General features: G+C 71.3%; 25 protein-coding genes and 1 pseudogene. 13 read left to right on the forward strand and 13 right to left on the reverse strand.

The features are described 5' to 3' along the window. Positions 1 to 7: 7 nt before the first annotated feature. From ACLLJJ_RS40415 to ACLLJJ_RS40425, 3 genes are read left to right on the forward strand one after another with little or no spacing between them, the layout of a single operon-like run. Positions 8 to 784 (forward strand): glycosyltransferase family 2 protein, encoded by a 777-nt coding sequence (locus tag ACLLJJ_RS40415; RefSeq protein WP_434599799.1) that lies wholly within the window; start codon positions 8 to 10, stop codon positions 782 to 784. Further along, positions 781 to 1,413: a TIGR04282 family arsenosugar biosynthesis glycosyltransferase gene (locus tag ACLLJJ_RS40420; RefSeq protein WP_434599800.1), complete on the forward strand. Its 633-nt coding sequence runs from the start codon at positions 781 to 783 to the stop codon at positions 1,411 to 1,413. Before ACLLJJ_RS40415 ends, ACLLJJ_RS40420 begins: the two co-directional genes overlap by 4 nt. Beyond that, positions 1,410 to 2,081 (forward strand): class I SAM-dependent methyltransferase, encoded by a 672-nt coding sequence (locus tag ACLLJJ_RS40425; protein ID WP_434599801.1) that lies wholly within the window; start codon positions 1,410 to 1,412, stop codon positions 2,079 to 2,081. Before ACLLJJ_RS40420 ends, ACLLJJ_RS40425 begins: the two co-directional genes overlap by 4 nt. 103 nt (positions 2,082 to 2,184) lie before the next feature. On the opposite strand, the gene ACLLJJ_RS40430 is transcribed toward ACLLJJ_RS40425, so the two are convergent. Both ACLLJJ_RS40430 and ACLLJJ_RS40435 read right to left on the reverse strand, forming a co-directional pair. After that, positions 2,185 to 2,619 carry a hypothetical protein gene (locus ACLLJJ_RS40430; RefSeq protein WP_434599802.1) on the reverse strand — a complete coding sequence of 145 codons (435 nt, stop codon included), beginning with the start codon at positions 2,617 to 2,619 and terminating at the stop codon, positions 2,185 to 2,187. After that, positions 2,619 to 3,719 carry a molybdopterin-dependent oxidoreductase gene (locus ACLLJJ_RS40435; RefSeq protein WP_434599803.1) on the reverse strand — a complete coding sequence of 367 codons (1,101 nt, stop codon included), beginning with the start codon at positions 3,717 to 3,719 and terminating at the stop codon, positions 2,619 to 2,621. Before ACLLJJ_RS40435 ends, ACLLJJ_RS40430 begins: the two co-directional genes overlap by 1 nt. Before the next feature lie 113 nt (positions 3,720 to 3,832). Here ACLLJJ_RS40435 and ACLLJJ_RS40440 point away from each other — a divergent pair, with 113 nt between their 5' ends. Then, on the forward strand, positions 3,833 to 5,224 hold the full coding sequence (locus tag ACLLJJ_RS40440; RefSeq protein WP_434599804.1) for a glycosyltransferase 87 family protein: 1,392 nt from the start codon (positions 3,833 to 3,835) through the stop codon (positions 5,222 to 5,224). An 87-nt stretch (positions 5,225 to 5,311) separates the two neighbouring features. Here ACLLJJ_RS40440 and ACLLJJ_RS40445 read toward each other — a convergent pair whose 3' ends face one another. Next, the gene (locus ACLLJJ_RS40445; RefSeq protein WP_434599805.1) at positions 5,312 to 6,175 is read right to left on the reverse strand and encodes an NAD(P)H-binding protein; all 864 of its coding nucleotides are present in this window, start codon (positions 6,173 to 6,175) and stop codon (positions 5,312 to 5,314) included. A gap of 1 nt (position 6,176) precedes the next feature. On the opposite strand from ACLLJJ_RS40445, the gene ACLLJJ_RS40450 reads away from it, so the two are divergent. Beyond that, positions 6,177 to 6,539, forward strand: coding sequence for a hypothetical protein (locus ACLLJJ_RS40450; protein WP_434599806.1), 363 nt, complete (start codon positions 6,177 to 6,179; stop codon positions 6,537 to 6,539). Between the two features lie 76 nt (positions 6,540 to 6,615). Here the strand turns inward: ACLLJJ_RS40450 and ACLLJJ_RS40455 are convergent, their stop codons facing one another. Further along, complete coding sequence (locus tag ACLLJJ_RS40455) at positions 6,616 to 6,951, reverse strand: hypothetical protein (RefSeq protein ID WP_434599807.1); 336 nt, start codon at positions 6,949 to 6,951, stop codon at positions 6,616 to 6,618. A 6-nt stretch (positions 6,952 to 6,957) separates the two neighbouring features. After that, positions 6,958 to 7,311 carry a hypothetical protein gene (locus ACLLJJ_RS40460; protein WP_434599808.1) on the reverse strand — a complete coding sequence of 118 codons (354 nt, stop codon included), beginning with the start codon at positions 7,309 to 7,311 and terminating at the stop codon, positions 6,958 to 6,960. 243 nt (positions 7,312 to 7,554) lie between these two features. Here ACLLJJ_RS40460 and ACLLJJ_RS40465 point away from each other — a divergent pair, with 243 nt between their 5' ends. From ACLLJJ_RS40465 to ACLLJJ_RS40480, 4 genes and pseudogenes are all read left to right on the forward strand, one after another. Then, positions 7,555 to 7,974, forward strand: a complete 420-nt coding sequence (locus ACLLJJ_RS40465; protein WP_434599809.1) for a helix-turn-helix domain-containing protein — start codon at positions 7,555 to 7,557, stop codon at positions 7,972 to 7,974. A gap of 10 nt (positions 7,975 to 7,984) precedes the next feature. Beyond that, the gene (locus ACLLJJ_RS40470; protein ID WP_434599810.1) at positions 7,985 to 8,401 is read left to right on the forward strand and encodes a VOC family protein; all 417 of its coding nucleotides are present in this window, start codon (positions 7,985 to 7,987) and stop codon (positions 8,399 to 8,401) included. 154 nt (positions 8,402 to 8,555) lie between these two features. Then, positions 8,556 to 10,967, forward strand: a complete 2,412-nt coding sequence (locus ACLLJJ_RS40475; protein WP_434599811.1) for an ATP-binding cassette domain-containing protein — start codon at positions 8,556 to 8,558, stop codon at positions 10,965 to 10,967. 296 nt (positions 10,968 to 11,263) lie between these two features. After that, positions 11,264 to 11,718, forward strand: a pseudogene (locus ACLLJJ_RS40480) (lysophospholipid acyltransferase family protein); the annotation flags it as partial. Between the two features lie 24 nt (positions 11,719 to 11,742). Here ACLLJJ_RS40480 and ACLLJJ_RS40485 read toward each other — a convergent pair. Beyond that, positions 11,743 to 12,312: a rhodanese-like domain-containing protein gene (locus ACLLJJ_RS40485; RefSeq protein ID WP_434599812.1), complete on the reverse strand. Its 570-nt coding sequence runs from the start codon at positions 12,310 to 12,312 to the stop codon at positions 11,743 to 11,745. 497 nt (positions 12,313 to 12,809) lie between these two features. On the opposite strand from ACLLJJ_RS40485, the gene ACLLJJ_RS40490 reads away from it, so the two are divergent. From ACLLJJ_RS40490 to ACLLJJ_RS40505, 4 genes are all read left to right on the forward strand, one after another. Further along, the gene (locus ACLLJJ_RS40490) at positions 12,810 to 13,178 is read left to right on the forward strand and encodes a sortase-dependent protein (protein WP_434599813.1); all 369 of its coding nucleotides are present in this window, start codon (positions 12,810 to 12,812) and stop codon (positions 13,176 to 13,178) included. Next, positions 13,175 to 13,786, forward strand: coding sequence for a class F sortase (locus tag ACLLJJ_RS40495; RefSeq protein WP_434599814.1), 612 nt, complete (start codon positions 13,175 to 13,177; stop codon positions 13,784 to 13,786). The genes ACLLJJ_RS40490 and ACLLJJ_RS40495 overlap by 4 nt, the downstream gene beginning before the upstream one ends. 88 nt (positions 13,787 to 13,874) lie before the next feature. After that, positions 13,875 to 14,366 carry an RNA polymerase sigma factor gene (locus ACLLJJ_RS40500; RefSeq protein WP_434599815.1) on the forward strand — a complete coding sequence of 164 codons (492 nt, stop codon included), beginning with the start codon at positions 13,875 to 13,877 and terminating at the stop codon, positions 14,364 to 14,366. Then, positions 14,350 to 14,829 carry a hypothetical protein gene (locus tag ACLLJJ_RS40505; protein WP_434599816.1) on the forward strand — a complete coding sequence of 160 codons (480 nt, stop codon included), beginning with the start codon at positions 14,350 to 14,352 and terminating at the stop codon, positions 14,827 to 14,829. Before ACLLJJ_RS40500 ends, ACLLJJ_RS40505 begins: the two co-directional genes overlap by 17 nt. Before the next feature lie 97 nt (positions 14,830 to 14,926). Here the strand turns inward: ACLLJJ_RS40505 and ACLLJJ_RS40510 are convergent, their stop codons facing one another. The 7 genes from ACLLJJ_RS40510 to ACLLJJ_RS40540 all read right to left on the reverse strand — a co-directional run bounded on the left by ACLLJJ_RS40510 (position 14,927) and on the right by ACLLJJ_RS40540 (position 21,259). Continuing rightward, a complete protein-coding gene (locus ACLLJJ_RS40510; protein ID WP_434599817.1) occupies positions 14,927 to 15,541 on the reverse strand; it encodes a hypothetical protein in 615 nt (204 codons plus the stop codon). Positions 15,542 to 15,760: 219 nt separating this feature from the next. After that, positions 15,761 to 16,879, reverse strand: a complete 1,119-nt coding sequence (locus tag ACLLJJ_RS40515) for a serine hydrolase domain-containing protein (RefSeq protein ID WP_434599818.1) — start codon at positions 16,877 to 16,879, stop codon at positions 15,761 to 15,763. Continuing rightward, positions 16,876 to 17,799 carry a DUF6895 family protein gene (locus tag ACLLJJ_RS40520; protein ID WP_434599819.1) on the reverse strand — a complete coding sequence of 308 codons (924 nt, stop codon included), beginning with the start codon at positions 17,797 to 17,799 and terminating at the stop codon, positions 16,876 to 16,878. Before ACLLJJ_RS40520 ends, ACLLJJ_RS40515 begins: the two co-directional genes overlap by 4 nt. Then, entirely contained in the window at positions 17,796 to 18,782 is a 987-nt protein-coding gene (locus ACLLJJ_RS40525) for a DUF6895 family protein (RefSeq protein ID WP_434599820.1), read from the reverse strand. The genes ACLLJJ_RS40520 and ACLLJJ_RS40525 overlap by 4 nt, the downstream gene beginning before the upstream one ends. Then, positions 18,779 to 19,474 (reverse strand): hypothetical protein, encoded by a 696-nt coding sequence (locus tag ACLLJJ_RS40530; protein WP_434599822.1) that lies wholly within the window; start codon positions 19,472 to 19,474, stop codon positions 18,779 to 18,781. The genes ACLLJJ_RS40525 and ACLLJJ_RS40530 overlap by 4 nt, the downstream gene beginning before the upstream one ends. Before the next feature lie 13 nt (positions 19,475 to 19,487). Next, positions 19,488 to 19,676: a hypothetical protein gene (locus ACLLJJ_RS40535; protein WP_434599823.1), complete on the reverse strand. Its 189-nt coding sequence runs from the start codon at positions 19,674 to 19,676 to the stop codon at positions 19,488 to 19,490. 830 nt (positions 19,677 to 20,506) lie between these two features. After that, a complete protein-coding gene (locus ACLLJJ_RS40540) occupies positions 20,507 to 21,259 on the reverse strand; it encodes an SDR family oxidoreductase (protein ID WP_434599825.1) in 753 nt (250 codons plus the stop codon). Positions 21,260 to 21,270 lie beyond the last annotated feature (11 nt).

The following is a 21,270-nucleotide window of genomic DNA, read 5'->3' on the forward strand; positions in this document are numbered from 1 at the left end:
GCCGACCGTGGACGTCGTCCTGCCCTGTCTGGACGAGGCCGAGGCGTTGCCCTGGGTGCTGGAGCGCATCCCCGCGGGCTGGCGGGCGATCGTCGTGGACAACGGTTCCAGTGACGGCTCCGCGGACATCGCCCGCGGGCTCGGCGCCACCGTGGTGAGCGAGGAGCGGCGCGGCTTCGGCGCCGCCTGCCATGCGGGGCTCCTGGCGGCTGAGGCGGAGTTCGTCTGTTTCTGCGACTGCGACGCTTCGCTGGACCCCGGGTTTCTGCCCGACTTCGTGCCTCAAGTGGCCGCAGGGGAAACCGACTTGGTGCTGGGGAGGCGTCGGCCGCAGAGCCGCGGTGCCTGGCCGCTCCATGCGCGCGCCGGCAATGTCGCCCTGGCCGGAATGCTGCGCCGCCGCACCGGGCTGCGGCTGCGCGACCTGGGCCCGATGCGGGCGGCGCGTCGGGAGGCGCTGCTGGGGCTGGGTCTGACCGACCGGCGCAGCGGCTACCCGCTGCAGATGGTGGTGCGCGCGGCGGACGCGGGGTGGCGGGTGCGGGAGACCGATGTGCCGTATCTGCCCAGATCAGGCAAGTCGAAGGTGACCGGCACCTGGCGGGGCACCTGGCACGCGGTGCACGACATGCGACGCGTGCTCGCGGACGGCGCAGGGCCGGGTACGGGTGTGCGCGACGCGCGTGCCGGAACCGGGACGGGCCCGGGCGCGGACACCACCTCAGGCGATGGCCCCAGCTCAAGCGTGGGCAGCGGCTCGCGTACGACCGGCGGTGGCCGGTGACCACACTGCTCGTCATCGCGAAAGAGCCCGTACCCGGACGGGTCAAGACCCGGCTGAGCCCGCCCTACAGCCCGGTCGAAGCCGCCCGGCTCGCCGCTGCCTCGCTGGCCGACACGCTGGCCGCGGTCCTCGCCGCGCCGGTGCGTCGGCGGGTGCTGGTGCTCGACGGTGTGCCGGGAGCGTGGGTGCCGGGTGGCATCGAGGTGGTGGCGCAGTGCGCGGGCGGCCTCGATGAGCGGCTCGCCGCGGCCTTCGGGCTGTGCACGGGCCCGGCTCTGCTGGTGGGGATGGACACCCCCCAGCTGTCGCCCGCACTCCTGGCGCCCGCACTGGCGCCGGACGCCTGGGATGGCTGCGACGCCTGGTTCGGGCCCGCTGTCGACGGGGGCTTCTGGGCGCTGGGGCTCGCGGCGCCGGCCCCCGGGCTGCTGCGCGGGGTGCCCATGTCCGTACCGGAGACCGGGGAGGTGCAGCGCGCACGGCTGACCGGCGCGGGCCTGGTGGTGCGGGATCTGCCGCTGCTGCGGGACGTGGACACGGCATACGACGCGGAAGTGGTCGCCGCCGAGGCGCCGGGCAGCCGGTTCGCGGCGACGATGGCCGCGCTGTCCGGGACGGGTGTCCGGTGACGGCCGTCTCCACGGCGACGGCCTGGCGGGCCGACCCGTACACGGACGCGCTGCGCACCGGACGCGGCCCGCTGTTCCTGCGCGGCCCGGACGGCTGGCTGCTGCCGCTAGAGGTGGAGCGCTGGTGCGCCGGGCCCGACAGCGCCGACCGGACGGTGCTTGCGCGGTGCCGGGGCGCGGTGCTGGACATCGGCTGCGGCCCCGGACGGCTGGTCGCTGGACTCGGGGCGCTCGGGCATCAGGCGCTGGGCATCGATGTGAGCCCGGCCGCGGTGGCCCGTACGACCAGGTCGGGCGGCAGCGCGGTGTGCGGTTCGGTCTTCGACTCCCTTCCCGACGAGGGGCGTTGGTCCACAGCGCTGCTCGTCGACGGCAACATCGGCATCGGCGGCGATCCGCGCGCCCTGCTCGGGCGGGCGGCGCGGATCGTCGCCCCCAAGGGGGTGCTGATCGTGGAGAGCGCCCCGGCAGGCGTCGACATCGAGCTCGACGAGCGGGTGCAGGTGCGTGTCGACGACGGCAGGGGAGCGCTCGGCGCGTCCTTCCCGTGGGCCCGGGTGGGCGGCGCCGCACTGTTGCGGCATGCTGGGGCCACCGGATGGTCGGCGGCCGACGAGTGGACGGCGGACGGGCGGTGCTTCGTCGCGCTCGTGCGGCGGCAACCGTAGCGGCGGGTCAGGCCCGGCTCTCCAGCACCGTCGTGCCGCCGAGCCGGACGGTCCCCGTCGGCATGTCGAAGTACACCCGCTCGGAGACCATTTGCTGCCCGGTCTACCGCCGCTCCGCGGAACCGGGAACCCCCTGCCGCCCGGGGCTGTTACCACCGCGCCGCAGCCGGCGCACGAGCAGCAGCCCCACCGTCACCACTGCCACCACGGCGAGCGTGAGCAGCCAGTTGCGTACGTAATCCAGGGGGAGCGCCGAGGGGGTGGACGGCGCGCCGGGCCGCAGCAGGAGCGGCAGCGCGATCACCGTCAGGCTGCCGCCCACGATCAGCGCGCCGCGCAGCACGCCACGCGCACGGACGCCCACCAGGAACAGACCCAGGGCCAGCACGAGGGGTGCGATCACCCCGTCGTGCAGGGCGATCGCCCCGGCGAGCCACAGCAGCACCTCCCACGGGTCGCGGACGCGATCGCCCGCCAGGAGCAGCCACGCGCCGACCCCCATCAGGAACACACCAAAAGCACCCAGGGCAAGACGCATCAGCTGACCTCCAGTCGCGAGACCCACTTGGTCTGGAGCACACCGGGCCGGTTCGGGGCGATGATCCGGGCGGGGAATCCATGGTCCGGCGAGAGGACTTCGCCGTTGAGGCGCAGCGCGAGGAGCGTCAGTGGATCGTGGGCGTACCCGCGCCCCATGTCCATGACCCGGTACGCGCCCCGGCGCTCCAGCGACACGACACGCACCCCGGCGCCGGGCGCCGCGTCCGCGAGGTCCAGAAGGTCCTTGACGCGTACGCCGGTCCAGTGCGCGGATTTGCTCCAGCCCTCCACACAGGCGATCGGCAGAGTCACCTCGTGCTGGGGCAGCGCCCGCAGTTCGTCGAGGGTCAGCTCGTACGGGCGCGGGCCCGCCACGGTCAGCCGCCAGCTCCGGACATCGACCCGAGTCACACGAGCGGCCGCCGCCGTGCGGTTGACCGGCAGCCCCTGGGGGCCGTAGTCGGGATGGCGGGGTGCAAGCAGGTCGAGCCGCTTGAGCGGGGTGAAGGACTGTCCCACCGTGGTCAGCGTCACCGCTGCTACCGCCGCCCCCACCCCGAGCAGCAGCGAGCGCCGGTCCGCCGCATCCTCCGCCGGCAGGGCGAGAGTGCCCGGTGAACGCGCCCGCCAATGCGCCGCGATATCGGGCGCCTTCACCGCGAGGTGCAGCAACAGCGCGCCGATCAGCACCCAGGCCACGGCGTAGTGCACCGGCACGAAGGAGAACGGCCACGGGTACCACTGCACGATGTTGAGCAGTCCGGTGAAGAGTTGGAAGACGGCGGCGGCGACCAGGACGGCGATGGACAGCCGCTCCAGGGCGTGCACCGCCGAGCGCACCGGCGGCCACACGAACAGCCTCGGGTACACGGCCCACAACTTGGCCAGCAGCAGCGGAATCGCCGCGATGCCGCTCGCCACGTGCAGTCCCTGGGTCAGCCGGTATCCCCACGCGGGCCGACTCGGCAGCGAACCCGCGAGCCAGTCGGGCGGATGCTGCAGGTAGTGGCTCGTCACTCCGGTCACGAAACACACGGCGATCGCCAAGCCCAGCCACCGGCCGAGCGACGTCGCCGTACGGGCATCATGCAGTTTCATACGCCTATGACACCCCCGGCGGGCCCTGAACGGGGGGTAGGACACCTTACGAAACGCGGACGTCAGGGGCGTGGCGAACCCTCAGCGGGGCCCCGGCTGCGACGCTGAGTCACATGATCAACGCACGTACCGCACTCACCGCAGTCCTGCTCGCCGCTCTGACCGCCGTGCTCGTCGGCACCATCCGCAAGGACGGATATTTCACCGACCCGGCGGGGCTGTCCTGGTGGTACGCGGCGGCGTGGCTGCTCTTCGGGGCCGCGGCCTGGTCGGTGCGCAAGGTGCCGGTGCGCCACGCGGTGCTGCTGATCCTCGCGGGTGGGCTCGCGGTGGCGGCGACCGGGCTCGCCGCGCCGCCGCGCACCAGCACGGACTCCTACCGCTACGCCTGGGACGGCCGGGTGCAGGCGGCGGGTATCTCTCCCTACGACCACGCACCCGCCGACCCCGCACTCGCCGGACTGCGCGACCCCTGGCTCTTTCCGTCCGGCGCCGCCTGCAAGGGGCCCGACCGGGCCCGTATCGCCACGGACGAGGACGGAAAACACTGCACACGCCTGAACCGGCCCAAGGCGCACACCATCTACCCGCCCGTCTCCCAGGGGTACTTCCTGCTTGTCCACGAGCTCTCCCCATCAGGCACCCGACACAAGCCTCTGCAGGTGGGCGGGGCTCTGCTGGCGATGGGTGTCACCGGCGCGCTGCTGCTGGTGCTGCGGCGCCGCGGCGGCGACCCGCGCGGCGCCGCCTACTGGGCCTGGTGCCCGGCCGTAGCCGTCGAAGCGGTCAACAACGCCCATGCCGACGTGCTCGGGGTGCTGTTGGCCGTCGCCGGGCTGGGCGTGGTGGTCACTCGCCGGGCGACGGGCGGCGCGCTGCTGGGCGCGGCGATCGCGGTCAAACTGCTGCCCGCCGTGGTGTTGCCCGGCGCGCTGTCGGGGGTGCTGGGCCGCCCGGCCCGCCCGCGCGCCGCCGCGGCCGTGCTGCTGCCGGCCGCAGCGGTCCTCGCGCTCTCCTACCTGCCGTACGTCCTGGCCTCCCAGCAGTCGGTGTTCGGCTACCTCGGCGACTATGTCGAGGAGGAGGGCTACGACGACGCGGCGGCCGAGAACCGGTACGCCGTACTGCGCCTGCTGCTGCCCGACGCCTGGGCGCTGCCCGTGGTGTGCGTGGTCATGGCCCTCACCGTCTGGCAGGTGCTGCGCCACGGCGATCCGCAACGTCCGTGGCGGGGCGCCCTGCTGGTGACCGGAGCAGCCTTCCTGCTCATGACGCCGGGCTACTCCTGGTACGCGCTGCTCCTGGTCGCCCTGGTTGCCCTGGACGGCCGCTGGGAGTGGCTCGGCGTCGCAGTGGCGGGCTCGGCCGCGTACGTCACTTCACGGGCGTTCGACGAACCGCAGGCCGCGAGCTTGGTCACGGTCGCCTACGGGGTCGCCGCAGCCGTCGTGCTGGGCGGGTGGGTCGCGCGCCGGGGCGCGGGTCGGCGAACCTGCGCCGGATGAGACACGGGGGCGCGCCCGGCGCTGCCCGGTTGGCTGTCTGCCGGTGTGTCCTGTGCGGCGAAAGGACGGCCACGGGGCGGGTGGGGCTCAGCCGGTGAGTCGGTCCGCCAGGAACTGGCGCAGGGTGATCGGTTCTCGGCCGAGCGTCTTTTCGAGGGTGGGGTCGACGCCGGCGAACTCGCCCTGGCGGCTGGCGGCGAAGAGGCCGAGAAGCAGGTCGGCTTGTTCCTCGGGGACGTGGGCATGGGCGATGAGGTTGGCCTTCCACTCCTCATCGGGGACGGTGATGTGCTCGATCTCCCGGCCGGTGATCTCGGAGGCGATCTTCGCCACGGCGGTGAGGTCGAGTGCCTGCGAAGCGGTCAGTGGCGGGGTGGGACCGTCGAAGCGGCCCTCGTCGGCCAGGGTGATGGCGGCGGCTTCGGCCAGGTCGGCGTGTGTGGTCCAGGAGACCGGGCCGTCCTGGGGTGTGTGCAGCTTGCCCGTTTCCAGAGCCTGTCCGACCAGTTGCAGCGCCGTCGTGGCGTAGAAGCCGTTACGCAGCGAGGTGAAGGGGATCTCGGAGGCGCGCAGCAGTTCCTCGGTGGCCGCATGGTCGGGCATGGGCAGGAAGGGGGAGGCCGGGTTCACTCCCATGTGGCTGGTGTAGAGCAGGCGCCGGGCGCCGGCGCTCTTGGCCGCCTCGATCGCTGCGGCGTGCCGGCTCACCGCGGCCTTGCCGGTCGCGTCGACCGACACGATCAGGACCTGGGTGGCGTCCTCGAAGGCGTGGGCGAGAGCGGCCGGGGCGGCGAAGTCACCCTGACGTACCCGGATGCCCCGCTCGGCCAGGTCCGCCGCCTTGTCGGGACTCCGCACGCTGACCCCGATCCGGTCGGCGGGTATGCGTTGGAGCAGCTGCTCGACCACGCTGCGGCCGAGCTGTCCGCCGGCTCCGGTAACGATGATCATGATGGCCTCCCGGGTCCGGTGGCCGGAGGCCGCCGAGCGTCACCTCACGCAGCGCATCAACCGCCTCGCCGCGGCAGGCCGCCTGCGCGTCAGTGAAAAGCTGGCCTGCGACCTCGTACGGGCCTCGGGACGCGGGACCGTCCTCACGCTGCTGTCCACGCCGGACGACCAGCGTGATCAGGGCCTGGCGGAAGCCGCCCGCGAGGCCCTGATCGCCGCCATCACCACCGACACCCCGGCCCTCGAACACCCCGGCCCCGCCACCGCGGCCACCGCGCTGCGCGCGAGCCTGCCCGAGGCGACTGCGCTCTCCACGGGCGAGCGCCACCTCCTCACCGAATGGCTCGACCGCCTCATCTCCTGAGCTCCACCACTGCCCGAACCCTTCGCCTGGGTGCTGGAGCCCTTCGCGGCCTGGGCGCCGGCGGCCCGCTGTCGCGTCAGCGACCGGCCTGCCTGCGCTGCCTCACGGCGGCTGGGTCGCGCCGCACGGCAGTGCCGCGGTAGTTCTGGCCGTCGACGGGCGTGACGACCTTCGCCGGGGCGAGGAAGACCGCGTCGGCGGGAGTGTGCGTCACTCGGCCCTCGCGGGAGATGAGCTGGCTCCACAGCGGCAGGGTCACTTCGAACCACCAGGAACCGTCGCCGACCTGGACCTTGGCCAGCAACAGGGCCCGCACCTCCTGCCCGTCGGGCAGCAGGACCTGGACCGGTGGTCCGATCCCCGTCGCCGCGTCGGGTATCTCCCCGTCCCAGGACGTCCGCTTCTCCTCCATGACGGCCTACGCCGCTTCGTCGTACTCGCAGGCCGGTCCGTGGAAGTGCTTCAGCGCCGTCCGCAGATCGACCAGTCCCTCCGAGCAGGTGCCCCAGTACGGGTGGGTGGTCACCGTGACGGCCAGCGCCAGCACCTCGCCGCGCAACCGGGCGATCTCGGCTGCCTGGGCTTCGGTGTAGCCGGGACTGGCCGGCAGGCTCCGCGGTTCACCACCCTGAACTGTTTTCGGCGCGGTCCAGCCGTCGGCCGGTTCGACGGACCAGGGCAGGGCCCGGCCCAGCGCGTACTGCTCGGCCCGCAGCTGGTGCAGGCGCATCTGGGCGGCATGAAGGTCTCGGGGGAAGTCGTACGTCGTCACTCTCCAAATGATACGTGTGTTCGAATTTGTGCGGAGGCTGGGCGCGCCCAAGGTCACCCGGTTGGCGCGCGGCAGCCCTGAGCGCCATGGTGCGGGGGAGGGGCCGAGCGGGTGCACAGCGCGGGCGGACAGGGGCGAGCCGGAGCCCGCGAATGCGCCGATCAACGAGGAACGTGGAGAACCCGACGTCCCAGGAGCGCAGACGCCGACGCAGGCCGCGGCCACCGTGCGATGCTGGTACCCATGACCCTGGAGGACCTCGTACGGCTGCGCCGAGCCCGGGACGCGATGGATCGCGACTACGCGCAGCCGCTGGACGTTCAGGCCCTGGCGAACGTCGCTCTCATGTCACCCGGGCACTTCTCCCGCAGCTTCCGCGCCGCCTTCGGGGAGACCCCGTACAGGCACCTGATGACCCGCCGCGTCGAGCGTGCGAAAGCGCTCCTGCGGCGAGGCGACATGAGTGTGACCGACGTCTGCTTCGCAGTCGGATGCACCTCGCTGGGGTCGTTCAGCTCGCGCTTCACGGAGCTGGTCGGCGAGAGCCCCAGCGCCTATCGGGCCCGCGACCACGAGGCCGGCGCCGCGATCCCGGCGTGCATCTCCAAGATCCTCACCAGACCGGTCAGGATCGGAGAAGCGAAAACGGACGCCGCCTCGTAGCGTCGAAGGCGTGCACATAAAGCTCTCCCAGTGCTTCATCGCAGTCGACGACCGCGACAAGGCGCTCGCCTTCTACCGCGACGTCCTCGGCCTGGAGGTACGCAACGACGTCGCCTTCGAGGGGATGCGCTGGGTGACTGTCGGCTCACCCGCGCAGCCGGACGTGGAGATCGTCCTCGAACCCCCGCTCGCCAACCCCAACGCCTCCCCGGCCGACCAGCAGGCGATGGCGGAGCTGCTGGCCAAGGGCATGCTGCGCGGCGTGATCTTCTCCACCGACGACTGCGACGCCGCCTTCGAACGCATCCGGGCCGCCGGCGCAGAGGTGCTGCAAGAACCGGTCGACCAGCCGTACGGCGTCCGCGACTGCGCCTTCCGCGACCCGGCCGGCAACATGCTCCGCTTCCATCAGCCCCGTAAGCGGTAGAGACCGCCGACGTCAGAGGTAAGGTCCCGGCCCATGGCTGCGGGGATCGCGCCGACGACGTAGTGCCGGACGTACTGACCGCAGCTGGTCGGATCGAGCCGGGCGACACCGGCGGTGCCCGCGAAGGCGGCCCCGCCCAACCGATGGAGACGCAATGAGCAAGGCCAAGAGAGCGGACACGCAGTCGCCTGCGCCGCGCGGTGCCGACAGCCACGATCTGATCGGCGTGCACGGCTCGATCCGCGTGCACGGGGCGCGCGTGAACAATCTCAAGGACGTCAGCATCGAGATCCCGAAGCGCAAGCTGACGGTGTTCACCGGTGTCTCCGGCTCGGGCAAGAGCTCGCTGGTGTTCAACACGATCGCCGCGGAGTCGCAGCGGCTGATCAACGAGACCTACAGCACCTTCGTGCAGGGCTTCATGCCGACGCTGGCGCGGCCCGAGGTCGACGTACTCGAAGGGCTGACGACCGCGATCATCGTCGACCAGCAGCGGATGGGTTCCGACCCCCGCTCCACAGTCGGCACCGCCACCGACGCCAACGCGATGCTGCGCATCCTCTTCAGCCGGCTCGGGAAGCCGCACGTCGGCTCGCCCAACGCGTTCTCCTTCAACGTCGCCTCGGTCCGGGCGAGCGGTGCGATCACGGTGGAACGCGGCGCCGGCAGCAAGACCGTGAAGCAGACCTTCACCCGCACCGGCGGTATGTGTACGCACTGCGAAGGCCGGGGCGCGGTCTCGGACATCGACCTCACCCAGCTGTACGACGACTCGAAGTCGATCGCCGAGGGTGCGTTCACCATCCCCGGCTGGAAGTCGGACAGTTGGTGGACCGTGCGGACCTACGCCGAGTCGGGTTTCCTCGACCCGGACAAGCCGATCCGCAAGTTCACCAAGAAGGAGATGCAGGACTTCCTCTACCGGGAGCCGACCAAGGTGAAGGTCGAGGGTGTCAACCTCACCTACGAGGGGCTGATCCCGAAGATCCAAAAGTCGTTCCTGTCCAAGGACCGGGACGCGATGCAGCCGCACATTCGCGCGTTCGTGGACCGGGCGGTCACCTTCACCACGTGCCCCGAGTGCGAGGGCACCCGGCTCAGCGAGGCGGCCCGTTCCTCCCGGATCGCCAGACTCAACATCGCCGATGCCTGCGCGATGCAGATCAGCGACCTGGCCGCATGGGTCGGTGGCCTGTCCGAGCCGTCGGTGGCGCCGCTGCTCGCCGCGCTGCGGCAGACCCTCGAATCGTTTGTGAACATCGGTCTCGGCTACCTCTCGCTCGACCGGGCATCGGGCACGCTGTCGGGCGGCGAGGCACAGCGCGTCAAGATGATCCGCCACCTCGGCTCCTCGCTCACCGACGTCACCTACGTTTTCGACGAGCCCACCATCGGCCTGCACCCCCATGACATCCAGCGGATGAACGACCTGCTGCTGCGGCTGCGGGACAAGGGCAACACGGTGCTCGTCGTGGAGCACAAGCCGGAAACGATCGCGATCGCCGACCACGTCGTCGACCTCGGCCCGGGCGCCGGTACGGAGGGCGGCACCGTCTGCTTCGAGGGCACCGTCGAGGGGCTGCGGGCGGGCGGCACCATCACCGGCCGCCATTTCGACGACCGGGCCACTCTCAAGGAGACGGTGCGAAAGCCCGCCGGCCCGCTGGAGATCCGCGGCGCGACGACGCACAACCTGCGGGACATCGACGTCGACATCCCGCTCGGGGTGCTCTGCGTGATCACCGGGGTGGCGGGTTCGGGCAAGAGCTCGCTCGTGCACGGGTCGATGCCCGCCGGCGAAGGTGTGGTGGTGGTCGACCAGGGTGCGATCCGCGGCTCGCGACGGAGCAACCCGGCGACGTACACCGGTCTGCTCGACCCGATCCGCAAGGCGTTCGCGAAGGCCAACGGCGTGAAGCCGGCGCTGTTCAGCGCCAACTCCGAGGGCGCCTGCCCCAATTGCAACGGCGCGGGCGTCATCTTCACCGACCTGGGGATGATGGCCGGCGTCGCCACCACCTGCGAGGAGTGCGAGGGGAAGCGGTTCGAGGCATCGGTGCTGGACTATCACTTCGGCGGTCGAGACATCAGCGAGGTGCTCGCGATGTCGGTGGCCGAGGCCGAGGAGTTCTTCGGCGCGGGCGAGGCGCGCACCCCGGCCGCGCACACCATCCTCGGCCGGCTCGCCGACGTCGGCCTCGGCTACCTCAGCCTCGGGCAGCCGCTCACCACACTGTCCGGCGGCGAGCGGCAGCGGCTCAAGCTGGCCACGCACATGGCCGAGAAGGGCGGTGTCTACGTCCTCGACGAGCCGACCACCGGCCTACACCTCGCCGACGTCGAGCAGCTCCTCGGCCTCCTCGACCGGCTCGTCGACTCCGGAAAGTCGGTCATCGTCATCGAGCACCACCAGGCGGTCATGGCGCACGCCGACTGGATCATCGACCTCGGCCCCGGCGCCGGACACGACGGCGGCCGGATCGTCTTCGAGGGCACACCAACCGACCTCGTGGCCGACCGCTCCACTCTCACCGGCGAGCACCTCGCGGCCTACGTCGGCGCCTGACGGAGGCCCTTGGAGTTCGCGTTCTGGGCGGCCGAACATCCGACGCCTGGGCATCTTGACCCGGTTGGCATGATCTTCGAGGACGCCGCATCCGGGTTCCGGGCGGGCTGCCTGCTCCGAGGCGGTCCGGGCCCGGGACGTAGTGGCTGCATGACCGGCCGTCACGAAACGGCGCGGAAGTCGTGGTGAACCGGACCGGGAGGGGGACCGGGTACGCGGGAGAAGCGAATTGAGTACCGGTACTCACGCCCGGCGACGATGAGGATCACCATCGTTCGAGCCCGGAGGAACCACCCGTGCTCAGCAGCCTCGCCGGCGCCCTGGTACCCGCTGTCGGCCGCCTGACAGCGACGCCATCTTCGCGCGGGGCAGCATCATCGCTGCCAACCACAGCTCCCTGGCCGATCCCGCCGTCGTCCCCGCCGCACTGCGACGCCTCGGCGTGGAGCCGACCGTCCTGGCAGCCGCCGGCCTGTGGCGCATCCCCCTCCTCGGCCGGGCGCTCACCCGCGAGGGACACATCCCCGTCCGCCGCAGAAACCGCCGCGCCGCCGACGCGCTCGAAAGCGCCGTCGAGGCTCTCGCCCGGGGACGTCTCGTCCTGATCTACGGCGAGGGCGGCATCCCCCTCCGCAGGGACGCGGGCGAAGCAGCCCCGGAAGCCTTCCGCAGCGGACTGGCCCGGCTCGTCGACCGAACCGGAGCCCCCTTCGTCCCCCTGGGACAGGCCGGCGCTCGCCGTGTCATCTCGGAGCCGCAGCGATCCGCCGAGAAGCTACGAGCTCTGCAGAGTCAGCAGAGTTGCGTGGAGGTCGGCGTGGCGGGGCTGGTTGTAGGGGAGCCTGGCCAGGACGGATGCCATCCCGCACGTGTTGGTGACGGCGGAGAAGATCAGTCCGCTGCCGATGGCGGCCGAGAGCCGGCGGGCGGGCTTGTAGCGGGCGCCTGCGACGAGTCCGAGGACGACCAGGGACCCGGCGACGAGACGGACCTGGCGCTCCATCGGCCACACCGTGCGCGCGCTCTCGGGCTGGTCCAGCTGGTGCCCCTGCTGTGCCCAGGCGGTGGTGCCGCCGGTGAGGGTGGCGGCGGGGATGTCCGCGGCGGCGAGCTGTCGGCAGGCGGTGGCGGAGCGGTTGCCCGATGCGCAGACCACGAGGAGGTCGCCGGAGACGGCTGCGGCCTTGAGGGCGGGCAGTGCGGTGTGCAGGTGGTCGAGCGGGACGTTGTGGGCGCCAGGAACGTGGCCCGCGGCGAATTCACCGGGGGCACGGACGTCGATGACGGTGTACCGCTCCAGGCGGGCCGCGGCCTGGGCGGGAACGACGGCGGTGGGGGTGCTCATGAGGGGGGTGATGTCCTCTCGTGGGGCGCGGGTGGTTCGTCCCGCCCAACCGTACGTCGGTGCTCAACCGACTGTACGGGGCGCAGGGGCTGAATGCCGTGATCATCAAGATGATCACGGAGGGCCAGGACCACGAGGGCGTCAGCACCCGGCCGGACTGTCTGGCGTGCACCTGACCGGACCGTTCTCGCCATCGTCGCGACCGGACCGCGGCGCCGCACGGCGTGACCGACGGGGGCCGGGCGCCGGGTGACCGCGATCAGCAGCGGACCCGGCCGGAGGGCCGTTCCTCGCGCCAGGTCCGAGGGGAGGTGGCCCGCTTACTCGTCCAGCGGTTGAGCCGGGGCAACTGCGTCCGTCCCGCGGGTGAGGCGCCGACTCGCAACGCCTTTGCCATCTCTTTACAACTCGTTGCGCTGCTGCGTCGTCTCTGTTCCCGATCAGCAAGTCGACCCGCCGCGTCACCCGGCGGGCGAACCGACGAAAGAGAGCGATTCATGCGCCGAACAGTCCTCAGCGCCATGGCACTCGCGTGCACCGCCGTACTGGCGAGCACGGTGCCCGCGTTCGCCGACGGGAAAACGCCGTCCCCCGCCCCCACCGCGGCGACCCCGAGCGCCACACCGTCCGAGAAGACCGCGCCGACGCCGGGCGTCGCACCGGTCCCGAGCACTGCCGCTCCCCGGGTAGCGGCCCCCGGGGAGGTCGCCGTCGTACCGAAGGGAGCACCCGACACCGGCGTGGCGCCGGTGTCCGCGCAGTCCGGAGCCGACAGCGGGCTGCGCGGCGGAGGCGCCGTCGCGGTGTTCGCCGCCGGCGGCGCCACGGTCCTTCTCGTACGTCGCCGGCGGGCGACCGGGGCATGACCTCGCTCTCCAGGCGCGCGTTCGCCACAGCGGCGATGGCCTCGTTGCTCGTGGGCTGCGGCGGCCACCGGCCCGACCGGGCCACGGCCGCACGCCCGCGGAGCACGCCATCGCCTGCGCGGCCCTCCGCGAAGACCGTGCATGCTCTGGAGCGTTCGGTCCCGGTCAGTCTGCAGATCCCGGCCATTGGGGTCGACACCCCGGTCATGGAACTGGGACTGGCCCCGGACGGCACCGTGCAGGTGCCCCCGATCGCGGCGGACGACCGGGCGGGCTGGTACCGGCACTCGCCGACGCCGGGCCGGATCGGCCCCTCGGTGATCCTCGGCCATGTCACGGTCGGCGCTTACGGCGACGGGGTCTTCCGGGGCCTCGCGCGGTTGCAGCCGGGCGAGCGGATCGTGGCGCGCCTGGAGAACGGCACGGCGGCGGTGTTCGCCGTCGACGCCGTACGGACGGTCGCCCAGGCGGACTTCCCGACAGACGCGGTCTACGGGAACGTGGGCCGTCCGGAGCTGCGGCTCATCACCTGTGCCGGCCCCCGGTCCGGTGACGGGTACCGCGACAGCGTGATCGTCTTCGCCGCGCTGAGCTCCGACAGCCCCTGACCTGCTGCCGGGATCCCGGGCCGGTGGACCGTACGTCCGGCCGGTCCGGGATCCTTGCCCGCACGTGCCCTCACGACCATGGAGAGCGTTGAAACGGTCCCGCGAGACAGCAGCGTCCGAGCTGTTCGCCGCCCTCTACCCGCGGCTGGCCGGCTGGTGTCGCCGCCTGGTCGACGACGACGAGACGGCCCACGAGATCGCCTCCGAGGCATTCACCCGGCTCTGGGCCCGCTGGACCTCCGTGACGGAGCCCCGAGGGTTCCTCTACGTCACCGCGGCCAACCTCGTCCGGGACCACTGGCGCAAGCTCGAACGCGAACGCAGGGCCGTGCACCGTGCCACCGCCGAAGCCGCCGTCCGCCCGCACACCGAACAGGCCGACCCGTCGGTACGTCTGCTCGTACAGGCGCTGCCGGAACGGCTGCGCGTCCCGATCCTGCTGCATTACTACGCTGACATGCCGATCCGGGAGGTGTCCGTGCTGACCGGGCGCAAGGAAGGAACCATCAAGGCCGACCTCCACGCGGCCCGAGAACTGCTCCGCGCCCACCTGAGGAGAAGCCTTGATCACACACTCTGACGACGGTCCGGACTTCGAACACGACGACCCCTTCGCCGGCATCCTGGGGCCCACTTCCGACTACCTGGGCCCACCTGCCGGCCGGTACGAGGAAATCCGCCGCGGTGCGTCCCGCCGCCGGCTGTTGCGCGCCACGGTCGGTGTCGGGCTGTCGTGCGTCGCAGCCGCCTGCATCGCGCTGCCGCTGCTCTTCGCCACACCCGGCGCACCCGTGTCCCCGACGGCCCCCCTCGCCCCGCCACCCGCGGGCAGTCCGTCGACCGTGCCCACCCCGCCGACGTCACCCGAGGTGGTCAGCCCCCGGCCCGGCGAGGCGCCCCGGAGCAAGAGCCCCGGCCCGCCGGGCACCCCGGCCGCCTCCCCCCGTGGCATGCCGTCGACGGCACCGACCCCGCGATCCGTCGAGCCGTCGCCGTTTCGGCCCGGAACGGCTGTCGGCGCCGAGAGCACCACCCACCCGTAGGTCCCGATCCGCACGGTGGCGGTCAGCTCCACGGCGGCGGGGTGGTGCGTGCGACCGGCGGTGCTTGCCGTGACACGCACTCGACCCGCACCGAAGTTCAGGCCAGGAGGACTTCGACCCCACGCTCGGTGAAGAACGTGAGGATCTCCCTGAGGGAAGGGGACCTCTCGTGCAGGAGAGGGGTTCGGCCCAGGCACGTGCGGGCGATGTGGTGGTCGTGCCAGAGCAAGGTGAACGGCCGCTGCGCTCCGCGGCCCATGCCGAGGTGGTAGTCGATGGGGTCGAGGCTGATGCCGAAGTCCCCGCCGGGCCCGTTCATGGCCTCACCGAGGGCCAGGGCGAAACCGATCACGTCGGTGATGTGCCTGCCGTCCAGGTGAAACGTGGCGCCCGGTGGCGCGTTGTGCGTACGTCGGGCCGACAGATTGCGCTCGGTGGCCCTGGACCACGCGACGCGCCCGATCGAGTCCAGCGCGGCCCAGAGATTGGGCTCGGCCGGCGGTCCTGCCGACCAGATCTCGTGGGCTCTGCGAGCCCCGGCCGTGCGGAAGCCGTCGCCGGAGATGTCGAGCGTGAGGTCGACCCGGCCGGTTCCGGTCGGGGAGTAGGACCAGGACTTGACGTGCAGACAGATCCAGTGCTCGTCGATGGTGCGGTCGAGCGCTCCCAGATACGCCCCGCCCAGATTGAACCGGTCCTCGCCTCCTTCCACTGCGGACAGAAGTCGCCCGCTCGGCTCGCGCCCCAGCAGCCGCAGCGGGATCGGCTCGGGGCACCTTCTTGGCCGAACCGCATCGGCGTGACCGGGATCGGCTTGAAGTCGGCGCTTCCGCAGGGGATTTCGGTGATGGTAGTGCGACGGCCGACCGGGTGCGCAGTCGCGGCCACGAGGATTCTTGCCGCGCGGTGGATTTGGCACGATCTCTTCCACTTACTGCGTGCTGACGGCCTCTTGGGCGAGCAGGTTGTAGGCGGTGGAGACAAAGGTGTCCGCCCGGCGGAAGCGGCGGGTGGCGAATGCCGCGAGTGCGGTATTGATGCCGGGGTGAAAGCCGAGGAAGGCCTGTTGGCCGCTGGTGGCGCCGCTGTGGAAGTACATGGGGCCGTTGGCGGTGGGGTGGCGGAACCAGGTCAGGGTGTGGGTGTGGCGGTGGCTGAGGCCTCGGCGCAGGACAGGGGCGCGTACGGCGCTCAACGCCTGCGCCAACGGGTGGTTGTCGGGCCGGAGATGGGCTTCGAGGTAGGTGAGCAGGTCATGCGGGGTGGAGCGTACGGTGCCTGCTGCTCGGAATCCCGGGATGAGCAGGGGTGGGGTGGGGGTGACGCCGTCGACACGGTGACCCGTGGCGTCGAAACCGTCGGGGGTGGGTTGCAGCGTGACGCCCGTAAGGGAGAGGGGGCGCAGAACCAGCGAGGTGAGCAGGGTTTCCCAGGGGGTCGCGGTTGCCGCCGCGAGTGCGTGTCCGAGCGTGGCGGCGCCGAAGTTGGAGTAGCGCCAGCGGTCGCCCGGACGGTGACGAGGGTGGGCCCGCAGGAACGCGGCGACGGCCTGGGCGCGCGAATAGTGGGCGTACGGGTTCGTGGACCAGCGGGGGAGCGCCTGGGGGTAGAAGTCGGCAGGCAGCGGTGGCAACCCGGAGGTGTGGGTGATGAGGTGCGCCAGGGTGATGGGGTGCTCCCCGGGTGCTCGGGCGGGCGCGAGACAGGAGATGGCGCTTTCGCCGCCGGTGAGGCGGCCTGTCTGGATGAGGTGGGCCAGCAGTAGGCCGGTGAAGGTTTTGGAGGCCGAGCCGAGTTCGTAGCGCATCCGGTCCCGGGGCAGTGGCGGTGGTGTGCCGGCGCCGCCGCTGTGCACGAGGCGGTGGCCGTTTTGGGAGAGGGCGAAGACGACGTCGGGGGCGTCCACGCTGTCCACTGCGACACGCAGCGTCCTGGCAAGTACCTCGGGGTCCGAATCGAGGCTTGCCGACGGGGTGGTGGCGGGTGACAGGTCGAGCGACGCGGTGGCCTGCGGTGGCGGCCCGACGGGCCAGCGGGCGGGTGAGGTCATACCTGTGCCTGTGACGAAAGACGGGTCAGCGTGCGTGACGTCGCGAGTACGGAGGCGAAGGCTGCGACGAGCGTGGAGTGGTAGACGACGTCGAAGACGTCCTGAGGGTCGCCGTGAGGGATCTCCAGCACGGCCGGCATGGCTCCGTCTGCCTGCTGGGCGGCGGCGAATCCTTCCCAGGTGCGTTCGTCGAGGGTCGGCTCCGGCATGCACGCGTCGACGACCAGCAGTTCGCCCAGCAGGTCCCATCGCCCCAGGTCCAGCCAGTCGTCCAGCCAGGCAGGTAGCCACAGCGCGAGGTAGTCGGCGATCGGGCGAGGCAGACCCTGCGCGTTCTCACCCCAGTTGGTGAGGTGGAAGACGGTATGGGTGATGTCGTAGCCGATACGGGCCCCGACCGTCCACGGTTCGGGGGAGTGGGCCAGCCAGGTCCGGGCGGTGGCGTCCTCGATCGGTGTGCGCGGCTCCAGGCCGAAACGGCCCTCGAAGGCGGACAGCCCGAGTCGGCGTACTGCTGTCGTCTCCAGCGCTGCCGAGCTGGTCAGGCGGTGGTGGAGCGCGGCGGCCCGTTCCATGTCGGGGTGGGTGTAGCCGAGTTCCTTGAACGGTAGATACACCTCGAAGGGGATGGGCGAGGTCGGCTCGGTGCGGTGACCGCGCATCAGCATGTTCCCGCCGTCCAGGACCTCCCGCCAGGCGTGGTCGATCAGTTGGCGCGCGAGGGTGGTCTGCCGGGATCCGGACACCCCCTCGCGGAACAGGACCGCGCAGATCAGCGCCAGTTCCCCGACAGGCTTGAAGCGATCCAGGAAGCCGATCTCGGGGTCGACGTCCAGTTCCAGGCGGAATCCGTCACGGTGTGCGTGCAGCCACTCGATGGCGCCGGCGCCGACAGCGTGGATGAGCCGCGTACTGGTCATGTCGTCACTCCCTGCCCGAGCGCTTCTTCGTGACCTGGTCGCCGTCGACCGTCGTCGACCGGGCTGTGTGGGGGCTCCGTTGACGGGCGAGCGGCGCCGGTGAGAGCGCCGGCGAACAGGGCCATCAATGTCGAGTGGTAGCAGTGCGTGAAATCCCGGACCGCGGCCCGGCCGAGTGGTCCGGGGCCCACCTCGGGCAGGGCGCCGTCCTGCTGCGCTGCGGCGATGGCCTCCCAGGCGATGTCTGTGCCCGGAAGAAAGGAGTAGCGGGGCAGGCTGGCGGCCACCGCCAGGAGTTCACAGCTCAGGTCCCACTGGTCGTTCTCAAGGCAGGTGGCCAGCCAGGCCGGCAGCCACAGCTCCAGATACTCGGCGAGATTAGGCGGGATACCCCGCGCGTCGTGGCCCCAGTCGGTGAGATGGAAGACCGTGTGCGTCAGCGTGTAGCCCACCTCCCGGTCGAACACCCATGGTTCGGCGAGTCCGGCGAGCCAGGTGCGCTCCAGGGCCGCCGGCACCGTGTCATGTTGCGCCAGCCCGGCGCGGCGCTCGCTGTTGAGCACACCGAGCTTGCGCGTGGGAACCTGCTCCCACCCCCGCCACCCACGGGTGGCGGCCACCAGCGCTGCGGCCTGCTCAAAACCCGCGTGCCGCAGGCCCCCGGACGCGAAGGCGGCGTAGATCTCCAGGGGGTAGGTCGCGAAGGGCTCCAGACGCTGCAACTCGTGTATTACGGCGCCCTGTTCGGTCTCCTGCCACGCGAAGTCCAGCAGCCTGGCCGCACTCTCGTGGAGCACGGTGCCCGCAGGGGTGTGATGCAGTACGGGAACGCACACCTGAGCCAGCTCACCCAGCGGCTTCCACGTCCTGTTCACATCTCCGTCCGATGCCAGGGCGTCCTGGCCCAGGCAGAAACCCTCGCGGTTCTCCCAGAGCCAGGCCGCCGCCGCCTCGGCCACGCCCCGGGGGATGCCGGACGTCACTGTGCCGCTCCTGGGCGCAGCGTCCGGGCCGCCTGGACCTGCAACGCGACCCGGGCGTCCGAGGCGCCCATTTGGGCGACGAACTCCAGGCCCGTATCCAGCCCCAGGGACGGTGGAACGCCTTCGAGCAGCGTCAGCCATCGCCCGGCTCCGGCGGCCTGCAGCCAGTCGCGTCGGCGTACCGCTCTGACGAATCCGCGGGACAGGTCGACAGGCCGGCTCGCGGCCAGGAGGCTCACCCCGCAGGTGGCGCCTGGTACGGCCAGCGCGCTCAGCACGGCCAGTTGATGAGTCAGTACCTGCCAGGACGTGCCGTGGAGCCATTGAGTGTCCGGCTCCGGCGTGCCGGTCGAGGGAGTGCGCAGTCGCTCGACCGCACGGCCCATGGCCCAGTGGCTCCACCGTGCCGCCGCCGGTGCCGCGGCGGACGGGGTGTGGGCAAGGAGGGACTTGTCCATCAAGGCCAGTCCGGCTTCGTCGACCGATTGCTTGGGGGAGAGGGCCGTCGGCAGCAGGACATCCGCGCCCAGGACGCGCAGTGCCGCCAGCGTGAGCCTCTCGTCGCGCCCCTGGCTGTCGGCCCGGGGCAGTGCGGAGCGGTGGTCTCCGCCCTGCAGGGCGGAGACCACCTCCGAAGCGAGTTCCTGCACCGCACCCGTCAGAGGGGTGGAGGTGTCAGACTGCTCCTGCATCGTGATTGCCCAGTCAGCCCTTCTTGGGCCGCGGGGTCGGCGGCGACAGCAGAAGGCCGCCGGAGCCGCCGATGAGAGCCAGGGCCAGGCTCTCGCGGGTATCGCGGTAGACACCCTCGGTCTCTCCGGGGTCCAGCGCCGCGTCGAGCTCGATGTCCAGGGCCTCGGTGGTGCCCCGGAGCGTGGAATCAGTGGAAGACATGCCACCATCTCCTTCTGGAAAGCGCTGCGGTCCCGCATGCGCTGTTGGTGGAAATGAAGAGCCGTGCACGACGGCGCAGCCTCACTGCTCAGGTTTTGTGGAGAACGTGAGCGGGCGATCCTCCGCCAGGTCGTGCGCGCTAGTCACCATGTACCCCAAAAGTTTCAAAGCGAATCATTGCGACAAAAGCGTACAAAACTTCAACTAGCCTCAGTGGGGCGGGAACCCGCGTCGAAGTTTGAACGAGGCGCACCGAACGCAGTCGCCGGCACAAACCCCTGCGGGGTAGTGGTAATGGGTGGCCTGGCCGGACGATGAGGGGTAGCAGGCGGCGCCGCCAGTTGCGCGGTAGTCACGACAGGTCGCCGAAGTCGTTCCCCTCGGCCTGGGTGGTGGGCCGGACAGCGATCTCGCTGACGTCGACCTCGACGAGCTGGGCTGTGGCTTGGCCGGCTACCGCGGCGGCCATCGCGATTTCCAAAACTGCCTGAGCGATACGGGGCTCTGACGTTGAGAGGTGTGGGACAGGCGACAGGCTGCGCCTTCGGCGCGGAGAAGGCGCAGCCAACTGCGATGCCCAGCGGCCCCGTTCCGTCGAACAATGAGTGTGTGTCGTCCGGGGAGCCGCGTCCGTGAGTCGGAGGCCGAAGGCGCCGCCTTTGGTGAGGATGAGCAGGCCGATGGTGGTCAGGGCGACGGGCGGCACGCGGTGGCCGCGGCGGGCGATGGCCCTGGCGATGACCGGGCGGGTCGCGAGAGGCTTGCCCGCGAAGCACCGTACGGCGACCAGCGCAGGATCCGCGGGCACCGGACGCCGCTTCACGCTCGCGCTAGGCCAGCGAACCGCCCGTCGCGTCGAGCCAGTGGCCCGTGACCCAGCGGCTGTCGTCCGAGGCCAGGAAGGCCACCACGTCGGCGATGTCGGCCGGGGCGCCGACCCGCCCCAGGGCGGATATGGCGGCCGCTCCCGCCCAGGCCTCGCTGCTCGTACGCAGCCAATCCGCGTTGATGTCGGTGTCCACGATGCCGGGCGCCACCGCGTTGACGGTGATTCCCCTGCCGCCCAGCACCTTGGACAGGTATGTGGTGAACACGTCCAGCGCGCTCTTGGACATGGCGTAGGCGATGAGATCCGGCATCGCCGCCGCGTGCGTGAGGCCCGTCGAGACGTTGATGACGCGCCCGCCGTCCCGCAGCCGGTCGAGCCCCAACTGGGTGAGGAAGAAAGGTGCCTTGGTGTTGACGGCGAACACCCGGTCGAATTCCGCCTCCCCGATCTCCGCGAACGCCTGTGACGTGCCGATCCCCGCGTTGTTGACCAGGATGTCGAGGCCGTCCGCGTGCTGGTCGAAGGCTGCCCAGAGGGCGGCCGCGTCCCCCGGCACCCCCAGTTCCGAGCCGAGGGCGAAGGCGGTGCCGCCCGCTGCCTCGATGGTGGCCACGGTTTCCTTGGCCGCCGTCTCGTTGCTGCCGTAGTGCACTCCGACTACCGCTCCGTCCCGGCCCAGCCGCTCGGCGATTCCCCGTCCGATGCCCCTGCTGCCGCCGGTGACCAGTGCCGTCTTTCCCGTGAGCGAGCCCATGGCTGCGCCCC

The sequence above is a fragment of the Streptomyces sp. A5-4 genome, assembly GCF_051131715.1.
Lineage (GTDB): Bacteria > Actinomycetota > Actinomycetes > Streptomycetales > Streptomycetaceae > Streptomyces.

Coding starts and splice junctions, on each gene's coding strand:
- ACLLJJ_RS40430 (WP_434599802.1), bottom strand. CDS start 2,619: ATGCGTCTTGCCCTGGGTGCTTTTGGTGTGTTCCTGATGGGGGTCGGC.
- ACLLJJ_RS40435 (WP_434599803.1), bottom strand. CDS start 3,719: ATGAAACTGCATGATGCCCGTACGGCGACGTCGCTCGGCCGGTGGCTG.
- ACLLJJ_RS40440 (WP_434599804.1), top strand. CDS start 3,833: ATGATCAACGCACGTACCGCACTCACCGCAGTCCTGCTCGCCGCTCTG.
- ACLLJJ_RS40445 (WP_434599805.1), bottom strand. CDS start 6,175: ATGATCATCGTTACCGGAGCCGGCGGACAGCTCGGCCGCAGCGTGGTC.
- ACLLJJ_RS40450 (WP_434599806.1), top strand. CDS start 6,177: ATGGCCTCCCGGGTCCGGTGGCCGGAGGCCGCCGAGCGTCACCTCACG.
- ACLLJJ_RS40455 (WP_434599807.1), bottom strand. CDS start 6,951: ATGGAGGAGAAGCGGACGTCCTGGGACGGGGAGATACCCGACGCGGCG.
- ACLLJJ_RS40465 (WP_434599809.1), top strand. CDS start 7,555: ATGACCCTGGAGGACCTCGTACGGCTGCGCCGAGCCCGGGACGCGATG.
- ACLLJJ_RS40475 (WP_434599811.1), top strand. CDS start 8,556: ATGAGCAAGGCCAAGAGAGCGGACACGCAGTCGCCTGCGCCGCGCGGT.
- ACLLJJ_RS40485 (WP_434599812.1), bottom strand. CDS start 12,312: ATGAGCACCCCCACCGCCGTCGTTCCCGCCCAGGCCGCGGCCCGCCTG.
- ACLLJJ_RS40490 (WP_434599813.1), top strand. CDS start 12,810: ATGCGCCGAACAGTCCTCAGCGCCATGGCACTCGCGTGCACCGCCGTA.
- ACLLJJ_RS40495 (WP_434599814.1), top strand. CDS start 13,175: ATGACCTCGCTCTCCAGGCGCGCGTTCGCCACAGCGGCGATGGCCTCG.
- ACLLJJ_RS40515 (WP_434599818.1), bottom strand. CDS start 16,879: ATGACCTCACCCGCCCGCTGGCCCGTCGGGCCGCCACCGCAGGCCACC.
- ACLLJJ_RS40520 (WP_434599819.1), bottom strand. CDS start 17,799: ATGACCAGTACGCGGCTCATCCACGCTGTCGGCGCCGGCGCCATCGAG.
- ACLLJJ_RS40530 (WP_434599822.1), bottom strand. CDS start 19,474: ATGCAGGAGCAGTCTGACACCTCCACCCCTCTGACGGGTGCGGTGCAG.
- ACLLJJ_RS40535 (WP_434599823.1), bottom strand. CDS start 19,676: ATGTCTTCCACTGATTCCACGCTCCGGGGCACCACCGAGGCCCTGGAC.
- ACLLJJ_RS40540 (WP_434599825.1), bottom strand. CDS start 21,259: ATGGGCTCGCTCACGGGAAAGACGGCACTGGTCACCGGCGGCAGCAGG.